The organism is Limosilactobacillus reuteri (assembly GCF_002254085.1).
Taxonomy (GTDB): domain Bacteria; phylum Bacillota; class Bacilli; order Lactobacillales; family Lactobacillaceae; genus Limosilactobacillus; species Limosilactobacillus reuteri_K.
The window spans coordinates 13,726-28,946 of record NZ_NGPY01000022.1; the positions used below are offsets into that span (position 1 = coordinate 13,726).

Consider the following 15,221-nt stretch of genomic DNA (forward strand, 5'->3'; position numbering starts at 1 on the left):
AAGTCCAAGTTGTTCCAGTTTTCTATTAGTTAGAGAATAGCTCAAGGTCTTACTATGTGCAGTTCGCCAGTAGTGGTGACAATGGCCCTCCTTGTGGAGTTCCTTTTTCACTCTTAGCGAAAAGCCCATGGTCTAAGACTCCGCTAGTTAGAAACTTACGAATGAGTCTTAGTGTCCATGGGTCATCAATATATTGTTGGAGATACTTAATCATCAAGTCATGATTAACATTATCAAAATAGGCTTTTAGGTCTAAGTCGACAACTCTTCGATAACCTTGATTATAAAGATCTACTACTTTTTCAATAGCGTCATGGGCCCCATGGTGGGGACGGAAGCCAAAACTATTATCAGAGAAAACACGCTCAAAGATAGGCGTAAGAATTTGGGCTACAGCTTGTTGAACCATTCGGTCCACCACCGTTGGTATTCCAAGTCTTCTTACTTCCCATTAGGCTTCGGAATTTCTACCCGTTTTACTGGGGCTGGTTTATACTTGCCCTCACGCAAACTAGCGATCAGTTCCGTCTTATTTTCTCTAAGATATGGCAGAAGGTCATTAACTGTCATATCGTCAACGCCTGCTGCTCCTTTATTTCTCTTAACTCGTAAATAAGCCTGATTAAGGTTATTGCGATTCAAGACTAAGTCTTGGATAGTGACACTCATACCTTTACCTTCACCATAACCGGTACTACGCGCTCTTGTGTACTTTCGGTTTTCCAAACCTATCCTCGACAAGCGGTCAGCTTGTTGTTCTGTTTTCTGCGATTGTCGCACCTGATTACACCTCCGATATAAGTTACAAGTTATTGTCGTTCAGTCCTTCATCTGATTATTCAAACTACTATGACCTCGGCTGACTTCTGGCTTACTCAACACTGCATCACTGCACCGCTTGTTTCTGTGGAAATTAAACTTATTCCTCTTGTCGGAAACGTGTAGGCCAGATCTCCCCGGGTAAGGATATTAACTTTCATACCATGTCACCGTTAGCTTTACTAAGAGTAACTTCGAGTAGTATTGGACTTCAGTTTGATTTGCAACCTTATCCAGTTACCCTCAGCCTTATAGCTACTTCTTGTTCATCGGTGCAGTACTTTGCCTTAGACTTCCTTCAGATTCCACTTCACAGTGGACACCCTTGTCCTCAGCTCATGGTTCCAACTACTATGGCCCATAGCGGACTTTCACCGCCTAGCTAATATTCATGCCGAGCGCACTAAAAAGGCGCGTGAACCGCCGAAAATTGGTAGTTCACGCGCCACTAAACGTTAAAAGGCCGGTTGACATTAGCGACAGCCGGTCTATGTTTTTAATCTGAAATTGCTAAGGCTACTTCGCCAGTGTTTCCTTCAAGGCCGCCAGTGCCTGGTCATAATCCGGCTCGTCAGTCAGTTCAGCCACGACCTCCCGGTAGACAACCTTCCCCGCTGCGTCAAGAATCCAGACTGACCGGGCCAGGAAGCTCTCGTCCGGGATCAGTAGCTTGGATTCGTAGCCAAACGACTCTTCACTATCGGAAACGAGTTGCATATTCTTAACGCCTTCATCCGCACACCATTTTTGCTGGTCTGCCGTGGTATTGGTCGAAATTGTCAAAAAGTTGACGTCTGGAAACTGGTCCATGGTTGAATTAAAGCGCTTGGTCTGGAGACTGCAGACCGGGGTATTAATGTCGGGGACAACGCTCAGCAGGGTCACCTTGCCCAGCAGCTCCTTCATCTTAACCTTGTGACCGTCCTTGTCAAAAACCTTGAAATGAGGAAAATCATCACCAACCGCGGGCGGGTTACCGACCAACTGCCGCTGCTCACCATTGATTGTAATTTCCATCCGTATCAGCTTCCTTTCTCAATCGAATTATGTTCAGTATAACAAACTTCGCCTAGAAAGCAGTAACGAATTAAAAAAACTGGATAATTTCCTCTCATCAGAAATTATCCAGTCCATATAAATTAGTGCCAACTAGAAGATCCGACTTCATCCTTATACCATTGCAAGGAGTACTCCAAATTAGTTATGAATTTAATGCGTTAAATTCTTGTATTGATCATTTAACTGACTTGCGTCATCAGTCTTTAATTCTTACCAGTACATAGCTCATCATATCCAATAACCTTACATCGCTATTGAAAAATTTTGAAGTTATATAAAACTATCTTCCATTCCTAATAGTAAAAGCACCCGGTTTTTACACTGGATGCTTTCTTTATATGGCAAACAAACATGTTATTTTTTATGAGTTAGTCAAGTTTTAACACTGCCAAAATGCCGTTATATCGCCATTCCAACACTAAGTTACATTACAATTCTATTCGTATTCAATCGTCGAAGGTGGCTTACTCGTGACATCGTAAAGAATGCGATTAACGTGATCGACTTCATTAACGATTCGAACTGAAATCTTTTGCAGAATATCCCATGGAATCTTAGCAAAATCAGCTGTCATCCCATCAATTGAAGTAACGGCCCGGATAGCAACTGCATAGTCATATGTCCGGCCATCACCCATAACACCAACTGAACGAATACCTGGTAAGACAGTAAAGTATTGCCAAATTTCTTCATCAAGACCAGCTTTCTTGATTTCTTCACGAAGGATTGCATCACTTTCACGAACAATCTCAAGCTTTTCAGGAGTAATTTCGCCAATAACCCGAATTCCAAGGCCTGGACCTGGGAATGGTTGACGCCATACTAATTCATGTGGAATCCCAAGCTTTTCACCCAGTTCACGGGTCTCATCCTTAAAGAGCTTGCGTAATGGTTCAATTAACTTGAAACCGAGCTTCTTTGGCAAACCACCAACATTATGGTGAGACTTAATCGTTTGTGCGGTGTCTGTTCCAGATTCAATTACGTCAGTATAAAGTGTCCCTTGAGCTAAGAAATCAGCATCTTTAATCTTCTTGGCCTCTTCATTAAAGACTTCGATAAATTCCTTACCGATAATCTTCCGCTTTTGTTCTGGATCAGTAACACCTTCAAGCTTACCTAAGAAGCGATCTGCTGCGTCAACCTTAATGATGTTAACACCAAGGTCGCGGCTCAACGCATCCATCACTTGGTTAGCTTCGTTCTTCCGTAACAGTCCGTGGTCAACAAAGATACAAGTAAGTTGATCACCAATTGCCTTATGGATCAAAATAGCGGTAACACTGGAATCAACCCCACCAGAAAGACCTAAGATAACCTTCTTGTCACCGACTTCTTTGCGGATTTCATCAATCTGCATATCAATAAAATCATCCATCGTCCAGTTTGCTTTAGCGCCACAAACATCAAAAGCAAAGCGACGCAAAATGTCTAATCCGTATTCGGAATTACGAACTTCTGGGTGGAATTGAACACCATAGAATTTACGGTCATTATCAGCAATCGATGCAATTGGACAGTTCTTACTAGTAGCAGTAACTTCAAAACCAGCTGGGGCTTGCGTTACTAAATCACCATGACTCATCCATACATATTGCTTCTTTGGCAAACCTTTGAATAATACAGCCTCGTCATCAAGTACTTCAATATCTGCTCGTCCATATTCGGAGTTATCAGCTTTTTCAACTTTTCCGCCAAGGTCGTATGACATTAATTGCATTCCATAACAAATACCTAAGATCGGAATACCAAGCTTAAAGATTTCTGGATCGACCTTGAATGCGTTTGGATCATAAACACTGTTAGGGCCACCAGAGAAGATGATCCCCTTAGGATTAATCTCTTTGATCTTGTCCGCAGTCAACTTATGAGAAAGCAATTCGGAATAAATACCGAAATCACGAAGCCGACGAGTAATCAATTGATTGTATTGGCTACCAAAATCCAAGACAATGATCTTATCAAACGCATCTAAATTGATGTTTGCCACAATGACACTTCCTTTGTTCAAATTTTTATTCTTAAAGGCTAGTTTACAGGCTGAGCATTGCATGGTCAATGATTATTTAATATTCCATAACAAAAAAGACGGGAGCATATTTTCTCACGCCTTTTTCGCTAGATGGAATTTTATTGAGGATATTTAATTAGTGTTCTAAGTCAATATTTAATAGACGTAATTCTTCATCAACCGCTTGTGCTTCAAGTGTTTTAGTATCTTTATCAGTTTTTACCATTTCGCCAGCCTCCTCATCTCATTTAATCTGTATCCTTCTTAAGTGGTCTGTCAGTAATTGTCAATAAAAATGAGTCATAAACATTATATGTAACCGTTTCGAACCTTGATGTATTAGGATTAAAAAGGTTCATTTTTTTACTTTTACTAAGGGCTTTAACTAAATTTTCTAGTGCAGGATTTGTAATTCATTCCAAATTTAGTTGGTTTGAATGCGCTTTCTATATTTGATAAAATTTAGTTAGCTATTTTTACTTGAGGTGCAATATGTTTACTCGGACAAAATATCTTAACCAACTAATAAACAACATGGACCAGCCAACAATTAAGATCCTCGTTGGGGTTCGGCGGTGTGGTAAAACGACTATTCTTGACCAGTTCCGAGCAACTCTTCGGCGACAAGAAATATCCCCAAGCCAAATTCAGGTGATCAACTTTGAATATCTCCTAGAAAATGAATTATGCAATCCAGAATATCTTTTACAATTTATCCTTGATCGGCTTAGTAAACACCAGATGAATTATATTTTTCTCGATGAAGTTGAAGTGGTTCCCCAGTTTGCCCGCGTTGTAAATGCCCTAAATTCACTCTCCAATACTGATATCTATATTACAAGTTCCAACAAAACTATTCTGGAAAAAGAAAATCTTCAGCAAATGACTCCCTACATCATCATCCCCGTTTTCCCTTGCAGCTTCCGCGAATACATAAAAAGGAACCAACAAGAAGCTGATTCCCAAACGTTATATCAATATTTAAATGAGGGTGGTTTCCCCTATACTCACGAAATTCACGGTCCAATCAACCTCCGTAATTATGTGAATGGGATCATCAACACGATTATCATTACCGATTTCACTCAGCAAGCGACCCTTTGTAATCCAGGACTGACTAAACAACTCGCACACCACCTAGCTCATCATGCTGGAACCACACAAAACATCTCTCAGATTGTTGATAGCCTTAAACGTCACCACATCACTACTTCTAATAAGACGGTCGATTTCTATTTGCAGTTCTTACAGACGTCCTTTATTTTTTACCCGTGCAAAGAGTATGATTTTTCTCGTCGCCATGTCAAAAGTACCAATATTCGTTATTATCCGGTAGATCCTAGTATTCGGCAAGCTCTTACGCTGAAAAAGAATGTCCTTTCTCAACGAATCCTTGAAAATATCGTCTTTATTGATTTGCTGAGTCAAGGCTACCAAGTATATAGTGGCCGCATCAAAGATAATGAGATTACCTTTGTCGCAATTAAAAATGATATCTTTACCTGTATTCAGATTGCTTATTCTCTTGCTGATGATGGCGCCTATCGTCGGGCGATCAGCGGATTACGGCAACTTTCCTCAAAATATAAAAAGCTTTTAATTACAGTAAAACCAGCGCTCAATTACGCTGGCTTAGATCCTGATATTGAAATTATTGACTTGTATAGTTGGCTAACCAATTAACCCCGTCGCAAGTAAAGCTTATCCACGACATGGCCAGTGGTTTTGTGTAAAATTACGTCAGCACGACTCTTAGTTGGCAGGATAAACTCCCGTAAATTAGGAAGGTCGACACGTTGCCAAACATCTTTTGCCATTTTAAATGCTTCTTGACGGTCCCCCTTCGAATAAGGATAGTAATAGTTTGATGGGTCAGTAAAGGCTGTCTCTAACAGCATCCCAAATCGTTGAAGATACCAATGCTCAATCAAGCCCGGCTCTGCGTCAACGTACAATGACCAATCGAAGTAATCACTGACATACAGTTGTTGGTTACTTGGCAATTGCAACGTGTTAATCCCTTCTACAATCAATATGTCTGGGCGATCAATTACCAAGGGCTTATCCAGTTGAACATCATAAATTTGGTGCGAATATGTAGGTGCCTTAACAACTGGTTCCCCTGCTTTGACATCATTGAGAAACTTTAGAAGTCTTTCCATATCATATGATTCGGGAAAACCTTTCCGGTCCATGATCCCCCGCCGCTTTAATTCCGCATTAGGATACAAGAAACCATCCGTCGTCATTAATTCTACCCGCTTATCTGGCAGCATCTTATTTAGTAAAATACTAATCAACCGAGCGATGGTGCTCTTCCCAACTGCAACCGAACCCGCAATCCCAATAATATATGGAATGCGCATCGTGGATCGCTGTAAAAAGTTTGCCTTTTGCATCTGCCATTCCAAAAAATTCTGGTAGCGCAATTGAATTAATTTTATTAGCGGCAAATATACATCCTGCACATCCTCAATTGAAATTCGGTCATTCAATGATTTAATTTCATCCAAGTTTCCTTGGGTTAACCGCACTGAATCAGTTGGGAAAAAGCCGTGCCATGTTTGCCGATCAAATTGTTCGTAGTTCATCCATTCATCCATTATGCAAAATCCTTTATTTCACCCGTTAATGAAAACGGTTACTCACGTTTAATAATAACATATTATAAACATAATTAAAGCTCAATCTAGCTTGTGAACACCTTAACATTTTACCAGATAATTAGCGCAACGCAACTGTTTGAAATAAAAATGGAGACTAGTACTATTACTGGCCTCCATTTTCTTCTTATTATGGTTTAGGGAAGGTTAATTTCGGATAATCCTTTAACTCAGGTGCATCGGTTGTGTAATCATCGAAGGTACTCTGGTTATTATTTTCCGACTTCAAACTTGTCTTCTGTTTCTTTTGTTGCTTCTGTAAATTCTTCAAGCTCTTCTTAAGGTTATAAGTATATTGTTTTTTATCAACTTTCCTAAATCCTGGTAGTTTGTAGAAACGAAGCAAGTCACCATTCACGACTTTATCTGATAATCCAAGATCAGTTGTAACATATTTTTGAATCTTACCAATTTCTTTGCGTTGAGCCGCGGTTTGGTGAGTAATTTGCTTACCATTCTTAGTGTAATAGTAATCACCATTATACTTAGTGTATTTAGGCGTTACCCAATCACCATTTCTAAACGGTACGATTTGCTTATTTTCAGGAGAAAGTAAGTCTTGTCCGAATTGAATGTAATTCTTAGAGCTAATTCCTAACAAGTCCTCAAGAGTAGGTAAGACATCAATTTCACCACCATAAGTATGATTAATCCCACCTTTTAGGCCAGGCATATTAATCATAAATGGTACTTTTTGGAACATTGCTAGATCATAATTAGTTACTTTCTTCTTACCTAAGATTTGCGCAATGGCTGGTTGGTGGTTGTTAGAGATTCCATAGTGGTCACCATAAAGAACTAACACACTATTTTGCCGCAACCCAGTCTTGTCAAGATAATCAAGAAATTCGCCAAGCGATTCATCTAAGTAGCGTGCAGTCTGAATATAAGGGTCGACCGTGTCATCCCCAGTCTTCCACGCTTCGATATCCTTATTCTTTTTATCGAGGATATATGGATAGTGGTTAGTAACTGTGATGATCTTTGCATAGAATGGTTGTGGAAGCTGCTCAATATAGTGAGCTGATTCTTTCATGAAGATCTTGTCCTTCATTCCATATCCAGCATCATAATCCTTAGTCTTTGGATAATACTCTTTACTAAAGAAGTATTGGTAACCAAACGACTTATAAGCATTATCACGGTTCCAGAAACTAGGAACATCCCCGTGGAATGATGCCGTAGTATAGCCTAGTTTTTGATGAAGAAGCGCTGGTGCAGACTGGAAGGTATTAGTCGTCCCATCAGTAACCATCGCTGATCCTTCCGGAAGACCAAATAGCGAGTTTTCGAGCATTGTTTCAGCATCCGCCGTCTTTCCTTGACCAACTTGGTGGAAGAAGTTATCAAATGCCAAAGTATCATTGGCATGGTACAGCTTATTTAGGTTTGGCATAACTTCTTGACCATCTTGCTTATAGTCGATCATGAATTGCTGGAGACTTTCAAGGTGAATGATAAAAATATTCTTTCCTTTAGCCTTACCGTAATATTCAACATTTGGCGCAGCATAATTACTATGGATGAAATGCAAAACAGGCTTTAATTCGTCGCGATTAGCACGCGCTTTTACTACACTGTTATTAGTTGTCTTAACTCCATCATAAACTGTATATGCTTCGAGCCCTAGATACTTAACAATATAGTTATTATCAAAAGTTCGCGTAAGTAATTGTGAACGATCACTTTCTGCCATTCCTAAGTTAACTCCAAATAGCACAAAGCCAAGGGCAGTAATCGTCATCGCATATCTAACTTTAAAGCGCCGCATATCAACACGGACAAAGTGGAAAAGTAAGATGAGTGCTAAAATTACAACATCCAGGTAAACCAAAAAGTCTTCGGGACGTAATATTCCCATTAAACTTTTACCAAGATTATTTGAAGCCGCTCCAGACCCCTTTATTACGTTAAAGGTAATGAAATCTGAAAATTCTCGATAGTACAAAATATTTGCAAAAAGCCATGTCGATAATGCCGCATTAATTATCAACATCATCCAATAGGACAAGCGCCCACGGAAATATAATGCAATTCCCAAAAACACAAGGGCACTTGGAATCGTATTAAATGCTAAAAGGAATTGTTGCATACTTCCTTTTACACCTAAATTAAATTCATTTTGATAAGCCCAGTAGCTCTTTAAACAAAATAAAAGTACAACAAGCAGAAAAAAACCGAGCTTGGTATTCAAGACACGGCGGAGCTTCTGCAACGCTGTTTTCATAGTCGTTCCTCCATAAAAAAATATCATTATTAACAATAATACACTAACTAGCTAACCGCAACCGTACAATTTTATTTTTCCAAAAAGTTAAAAATTCCGTCACTTTTCTGTCGTAGTTAACCTTTTGAAAATAGATCTTAAATGTTATGATTGAGTGTCGTTAATTAACAGAAGGGACTGAGCACCATTTCAAAGAAAAAAGCGAACTTAATGTTACTGCTAGTTGCTATTTTATGGGGAAGCAGCTACGTATTTGCCAAACTAACAATTCAAGCTGGAATGCATTCTGGAGTCATCAATGCTTGCCGGGGAACAATGTGTGTAATTGCTGGCTATATTATCTTCCATAAACAGATCAACCAAATGACTTGGCTGGATTTTAAGCTAGGACTCCTTATGGGAACAATCAATTTCCTGGGTTATTTTTTGCAGACTGATGCCCTCCGTTATACTACGCCGGCTAAAAATGCCTTCTTGACAACCCTATACGTTGCAATTGCTCCCTTGATCTTGTGGTTGTTTTGGTATGAGCGCCCACAGCGGAAGACATATTTTGCAGTCGCCCTCGCGATTATCGGGATGGCTGTCATCACTAATGTTGCTAATACCGGGCTTCAATTAAATTTTGGCGACTTTCTTACTGTTGTTTCTGCTATTTTTTGGGCTTTACAATTAATCTTCTTTGGAAAGTACGCACCGAAAGTTTCCAGTCCCTGGGTGGTAATTTTCATGATTGGTTTATGTCAAGGCACATTCGGCTGGATTACGACGGGACTATTTGAACGCGCCAACCTTACTCAAATTCATTGGGTCCAAGCTTTGATTCCCCTTGCCATTTTAGCGATTGTCGTAACTTTCTTAGCACAAGGGATGCAAATTACCGCTCAACAATATACTGATGCTACATCGGCTGGATTATTATTGATGTTAGAATCATTTTTTGCCAGTACCATGTCAGTTATCATGGGCTATGATCCTCTTACACCACAACTAATTTGGGGTGGTTTGATCTTACTTTTAGCCAATGCAATTATGCAAATTAATTTCCAAGATGTGCCATTTTTAAGAAAACAACATTAAAATAGCGAGGACGAATTTTTTCATCCTCGCTATTTTTTATTTACTTACTTTCTTATCTTCCTTGGCAACCGCTGCTTGAGCCAGCAAGTTGACATAGTTAAATGGTCGATCAAAGTTTGGCTGGAACAGTGTATCAACGTAAGCAAGGAAATCAATTGAATTACGATTTTGAATACATACAGATACAAGGTTCGCAGACTGAGAAACATCATGCTTACTCATAAATTGTGCTCCAAGAATCCGCCGCGTTCCTTTTTCCCATACCAGGGTCATAAAGACTGGCGTAGTAGTTGGCATAAATTCTGGACGGTAATTATCCTCGATTGTAACTGAATCAGCTTCAATCCCCATCCCTTTTGCTCGCCGTAATGTTAAACCAGTACATACCATTGTATTGCCAAATAAGTGGAGACCTGTTGTTGACTGTGTTCCCATGTACTTCATTGTATTACCAAAAACATTAACACCAGCAATCGTTCCTTGGCGAACAGCATTAGTAGCTAATGGAACGTAACGATCGGTATTAGTAGGATTAAAGTGGACGGAGGTTACATCCCCCCCAGCATAGATATCAGGATTAGATGTTTGCATATAAGAGTTGGTCTTAATTGTCCCATCAGGATGAAGGTCAATTTTTCCACGAACTAAGTCACTGTTTGGTCGGAACCCAACACAAAGAACAGCCATGTCCGCATCATAAACTTTACCCTGGTTGGTAAGAACCTTAACACCGCCATTGCCATCGTCTTCAAATCCAGTAACTCGCTGTTGTAATTCAAGATGGGCGTTGTGATCTTTGAAAATACGACCAATTCGATCAGAGTACTGTTTATCAAAATACTTAATCAACATTTGATCTGAACTATCGATTAATGTTACTTCGCGTCCCTGACGAAGATATGCTTCGACTAATTCAACACCGATATATCCTCCACCAACGACAACAATCTTTCTTGAATCCTTGGCAACATTGAAAAGTTTCTTGGCGTGATAATAAGTTTTACACAAGTATAAATTCTTATTTTCCAGTCCAGAAACTGGTGGAATAACTGGCCATGATCCGGTGGTAACAATCAATTTATCGTAATAATCCGCAGTCAGTTCGCCAGTTTCCTGATTTTCAACTTCAAGGGTCTTTGTATCAGGGTCAACGCTTAAGACATTATGTTTAACTTTAACAGTAGCCCCCATCTCTTCTAGTTGCTTAGGGCTAGAGTAGAACATCGCGTCTGGATCTCCAATTTCACCACTCAAATAAACGGCAATTCCACAAGAAAGGAAGGAAACACTATCATTTCGTTCATAAATTACTACCTCAGTATCTGGATGTGCATTTAAAATCTGGGTTGCTGCTATCGTGCCCGCGTGCGTACAGCCAACAATAACTACTTTCATATCTACACCTCATTTTATTTGCTTACTATTTATAAGGGTAAGCTTTTTTACTCCCATAATCAATCGACCAATTGCCTACCTAATTATTTTAACAGATTATTCAGTCCCTGCTTTAGCCATTGCTGCTTGTCCCAAAATATTAACGTAATTAAAGGGACGGTCAAAATTAGGCTGGAACATTGTATCGTACATTCCGAGAAAATCAATTGTATTTTGATTTTGAATACATAATGAAATCAGACTTAAAGTTTCTGAAATATCGTGCTTACTCATCATCTGTGCTCCCAAAATCCGTTGGGTGTCCTTATCCCAAATCAATGTCATCAGGACTGGCGTAGTAGTTGGCATAAATTCTGGACGATAATTATCCTCAATTGTCACTACATCAGCATCAAAACCAGCTGCCTTAGCCCTTTCATAAGTTAATCCTAGGGAAGCCATATATGTTCCATCAAGATTCAGACTCATACTAAGCTGTGTTCCTGAATCTTTTACTTGTCTTCCATTAATATTCTGGGCCACGATTACTGCCTGACGAACGGCTTCAGTCGGCTGAGGTTTATAAATGTCCTTACCAGTTGGATTATAATGAATCGTCGTTGATCCACCAATTGCATAAATATCCGGATCAGATGTTTGGATAAATTCATTAACAGCAATTACCCCATTTTCGTCCATCTCCACTACACCCTCAAAAATAGATGTATCTGGCTTTTGACCCGCAGCAACAATCGCCCGACTAACACTATATGAGCCACCATCAGTAGCAACTGTAATGCCTATTCCATTATCATCCAATTCGGTAACATGTTCATCAGTAACCACTTTAATATTGTCTGCCGTTAAAATATCAAGGGCACGTTTAGAATACTCTTCTTCAAAATTATGGTACAAAATCGGCTCACCGTTTGTAAAAAGAGTCACTTCTTTTCCCTTTTGCCGATATGCATCGACTAGTCCCAAACTAAGGGGGTCATTACCAATTACAGCAATTTGTTGGTCAATGACAGACAGTAAAAGAGCAGCCTTAGCATCTTGTTGGTCCTTGATTAAGGTTACATTACTGCTATCAATTCCCTTTAAAGCAGGTGCTTCACTTCTTGAGTCGGTAGCAATAATCAGCTTATCGTAATGCTCTTCGGAAGTAGTATCATCTAGCATTCTCATAACTTTGACCGTTTTTTGCACCGGATCTACACCCATTACAAGGGAACCCATCCTGATATCAGCACCCTTAATTGATAATTGATCCGAGCTTAATTCAGTTCGTAAACGAGGTTGTTCCGCATCTTGGTCATCATAGTCATTAATATCATACGTTATTGAGGGAACGACAGCATTGCGGTCATAAATCGTAACCTCTGTCTCCGGATGACTTCTTAAAATTTGCGACGCGGCTGTCATCCCCGCAAAGGTACAACCGATAATAATAACCCTCATATGAACTACTCCTCATCGAACTTATTCTTCACTTTTTTATACACAATTAAATTATAAAGCTAATATGATAAAGTGCAATATTACTCTTGCCATTTATTTGTCAACATTAACTTTTTCATATTCATCTGTCGGCACTTGGGCTAGCAAACTAGTCGGGCTGCCAATTGATACTAAACTTAACTCATGCATTGCCCGGGAACAAATTGTATAGAGCAATTGTCGCTCATCGTTACCATGGTATTGCTGATCATTTGCGTTCCAGACAATAACAGCATCAAATTCCAATCCTTTTGCTAGATATGATGGTACAACAATTGGTCCTTTTACTAACCGTTGATTTTCTGTCCGAATAAGGGTGGCCTTAATGTTGTTCGCATTTAACTTTTGATACAATTCTTCACTATCTTTAAGATCCTTACCAATAATTGCGACGGCATCATGATCCTTTTGATATTTACCAAGAATATCAATAACTGTCGCTACCCCTTCTTGCTCATCCTTAGTTTGATAAACATTTGGCTTATGGCCTTCACGCTCAAAGGCCTCAATTGCTTCTCCGTCAATTAAAATATGCTTCGTAAAATCGGTAATTTGTTTTGTGGAACGATATGACTTAGTCAATTGGACAACCTTCGTCTTTTCAGGATCAAACATTGTGCCTAATTGTTTTAGTAATGACCGACTATTCTCATGGGTGAAGATTGCCTGGTTAAGGTCTCCTAACAATGTGAATTTAGCACGGGGAAAACGATACTTAAGGTAGGCTAACTGGTAAGCGTCATAATCTTGAACTTCATCAACAAAAACGTAGCGAATATCACGTTGACCATGCTTCCCAGTTATCAAATCATACAGGTAAAGGTAAATAGTGATTCCGTTGGCACTGATATTACCCTTCTTTAATTCTTCTTTTACCCCATCAACGTAATCTTTCCATTGCTCTGCAGAAATACCGTATTCAGCAATATTAACAAGTTTAGGAGTTACCCGGAGAAGGTGTAAAAATTGCCCATTGATATTAAGCCATTGGTTATGATCGATGGCCTTTTTTATTGGCATAAATGCCCGCATAACAATTTGACGTGCAAGAAACTTATATTCTTTATCTTCATCTTCAAATTCACGTGGTTGATTATTAAATAGGTTATCGATTTCTTCTTTACTTAAGCTTTGGATTTCATCTTCAACCCATTTATTGCGCATTTCAGTACTTACCCGGTGATTAAGGTATTTGATCAATTCTTCCTTGGTTCCATCTAATCTATTTCCCAGGTTATAGTTGTTATTAAATGAATAGTAAATTTCCTTAATCTTCTCTTTGCTCAAAAAGACTTTTCCATTAAACATGAGGTTGCGGAAACGCATATTAGCATGACCAAGATGATTGGCATAACGCTCTGTTGCTTTGAAATATTGCAAGCTAGTTAATAATTGTTGCGCATTCTTAGCTGTTTTATCTTGGTGACTTTCAAATCGTTGTTCTAAGTTCTGAACATGAAGCTTTGGCACTCGCCGATTAGCGAACTGGAAGTAAGTCATCTGGACCATGTTATGCTCACCCAATTCCGGCAAGACTTGATCAATGTAGTCATTAAATAATTGGTTAGGTGAAAAAAGAACAACTTGCGAAGATGTCAAATTGCCGCGGTAACGGTAAAGAAGCCAGGCAACCCGTTGGAGAACTGCCGCTGTCTTACCTGATCCAGCAGCCCCCTGAACAAACAACAACTCGTTTTTCGTATCACGAATAATTTCATTTTGTTTCCGTTGAATTGTCGTTACAATGCTCTTCATCTTGGTACTAGAATGATTGCCAAGAGCATCAAGGAGCATCTGGTCACCTACTTGTTCGTCAGTATCAAAGATGGTTACAATTACCCCATCCTTAATTTGGAATTGGCGCTTAAGAGTAAGATCAACCTCTTGCTCACCTACCGGAGTCTGATATTTAACTTTCCCAAGCTTTCCTTCATAGTAAACAGACGAAATCGGGGCTCGCCAGTCATAAACCAGAAAGTGATCTGGTTTATCGGTAAAGGAAGCTAGTCCAATGTATACACTTTCAGATTCGTCAGCCCCTTTTTCACGAAAATCAATGCGGGCAAAGTAAGGTTTCTTTTCAAGTCGCTGTAAAGTCGCTAGCCGGTCTGCCGCATGTTGCCAACTATTTTGACGTTCATCTAACATCTGCTGTTGAGCACGAAAAGACATGGCCGTATCCATCATGCCTGAATAAGTAGTAGTGTTTAAGTGGATATCATCAATTTGCTTATTGATGTCCTTAATATCATGTTGAGCCGTTTTAATCTTTTTTTCTGCTTTTTGTTCGGCCTGTTTTACTTTATCGATCACATTATCAAGGTACTTTTGTTCTAATTCTTTTTCAGTTTTTGTAGACATTCCATACTCCCTACCTTTCATCTTCAGGTCGACCTAGTTTAATAATTTATCTTAAAATCATCCAATTATTATATCATTTTCGCTAATTAGTCTGTTAACTTTCCGCCTTCTATTTTTCCAATTATTA

At 39.3% G+C, this 15,221-nt stretch carries 9 protein-coding genes and 1 pseudogene; 2 read left to right on the top strand and 8 right to left on the bottom strand.

Features of this window, described 5'->3' with window-relative positions:
- Positions 1-61 precede the first annotated feature (61 nt).
- The 3 genes and pseudogenes from CBG10_RS05120 to guaA all read right to left on the bottom strand — a co-directional run.
- Positions 62-780, bottom strand: a pseudogene (locus CBG10_RS05120) (reverse transcriptase domain-containing protein); the annotation flags it as partial.
- 555 nt (positions 781-1,335) lie between these two features.
- A complete protein-coding gene (gene tpx / locus CBG10_RS05130; RefSeq protein ID WP_094508354.1) occupies positions 1,336-1,836 on the bottom strand; it encodes a thiol peroxidase in 501 nt (166 codons plus the stop codon).
- 478 nt (positions 1,837-2,314) lie between these two features.
- On the bottom strand, positions 2,315-3,868 hold the full coding sequence (guaA, locus tag CBG10_RS05135) for a glutamine-hydrolyzing GMP synthase (RefSeq protein ID WP_094511878.1): 1,554 nt from the start codon (positions 3,866-3,868) through the stop codon (positions 2,315-2,317).
- 513 nt (positions 3,869-4,381) lie between these two features.
- Here guaA and CBG10_RS05140 point away from each other — a divergent pair.
- On the top strand, positions 4,382-5,572 hold the full coding sequence (locus CBG10_RS05140) for an ATP-binding protein (RefSeq protein ID WP_094508350.1): 1,191 nt from the start codon (positions 4,382-4,384) through the stop codon (positions 5,570-5,572).
- Here the strand turns inward: CBG10_RS05140 and coaA are convergent.
- Positions 5,569-6,492: a type I pantothenate kinase gene (gene coaA, locus CBG10_RS05145; protein WP_094508348.1), complete on the bottom strand. Its 924-nt coding sequence runs from the start codon at positions 6,490-6,492 to the stop codon at positions 5,569-5,571. The two genes, CBG10_RS05140 and coaA, sit on opposite strands and share 4 nt — an antisense overlap.
- A 190-nt stretch (positions 6,493-6,682) precedes the next feature.
- Positions 6,683-8,779: an LTA synthase family protein gene (locus CBG10_RS05150; protein ID WP_094501308.1), complete on the bottom strand. Its 2,097-nt coding sequence runs from the start codon at positions 8,777-8,779 to the stop codon at positions 6,683-6,685.
- 210 nt (positions 8,780-8,989) lie between these two features.
- Between CBG10_RS05150 and CBG10_RS05155 the strand changes: the two genes are divergently transcribed.
- Positions 8,990-9,859 (top strand): DMT family transporter, encoded by an 870-nt coding sequence (locus CBG10_RS05155; RefSeq protein ID WP_094511879.1) that lies wholly within the window; start codon positions 8,990-8,992, stop codon positions 9,857-9,859.
- 36 nt (positions 9,860-9,895) lie between these two features.
- Here CBG10_RS05155 and CBG10_RS05160 read toward each other — a convergent pair whose 3' ends face one another.
- From CBG10_RS05160 to helD, 3 genes are all read right to left on the bottom strand, one after another.
- The gene (locus CBG10_RS05160; RefSeq protein WP_094511881.1) at positions 9,896-11,254 is read right to left on the bottom strand and encodes an FAD-dependent oxidoreductase; all 1,359 of its coding nucleotides are present in this window, start codon (positions 11,252-11,254) and stop codon (positions 9,896-9,898) included.
- 96 nt (positions 11,255-11,350) lie between these two features.
- Positions 11,351-12,694 (bottom strand): FAD-dependent oxidoreductase, encoded by a 1,344-nt coding sequence (locus CBG10_RS05165; RefSeq protein WP_094511883.1) that lies wholly within the window; start codon positions 12,692-12,694, stop codon positions 11,351-11,353.
- 93 nt (positions 12,695-12,787) lie between these two features.
- Positions 12,788-15,094: an RNA polymerase recycling motor HelD gene (helD, locus tag CBG10_RS05170; RefSeq protein ID WP_094511885.1), complete on the bottom strand. Its 2,307-nt coding sequence runs from the start codon at positions 15,092-15,094 to the stop codon at positions 12,788-12,790.
- Between the last annotated feature and the right edge of the window lie 127 nt (positions 15,095-15,221).

Coding starts and splice junctions, on each gene's coding strand:
- coaA (WP_094508348.1), bottom strand. CDS start 6,492: ATGGATGAATGGATGAACTACGAACAATTTGATCGGCAAACATGGCAC.
- CBG10_RS05160 (WP_094511881.1), bottom strand. CDS start 11,254: ATGAAAGTAGTTATTGTTGGCTGTACGCACGCGGGCACGATAGCAGCA.
- CBG10_RS05165 (WP_094511883.1), bottom strand. CDS start 12,694: ATGAGGGTTATTATTATCGGTTGTACCTTTGCGGGGATGACAGCCGCG.
- helD (WP_094511885.1), bottom strand. CDS start 15,094: ATGTCTACAAAAACTGAAAAAGAATTAGAACAAAAGTACCTTGATAAT.
- CBG10_RS05155 (WP_094511879.1), top strand. CDS start 8,990: ATGTTACTGCTAGTTGCTATTTTATGGGGAAGCAGCTACGTATTTGCC.
- CBG10_RS05150 (WP_094501308.1), bottom strand. CDS start 8,779: ATGAAAACAGCGTTGCAGAAGCTCCGCCGTGTCTTGAATACCAAGCTC.
- CBG10_RS05140 (WP_094508350.1), top strand. CDS start 4,382: ATGTTTACTCGGACAAAATATCTTAACCAACTAATAAACAACATGGAC.
- tpx (WP_094508354.1), bottom strand. CDS start 1,836: ATGGAAATTACAATCAATGGTGAGCAGCGGCAGTTGGTCGGTAACCCG.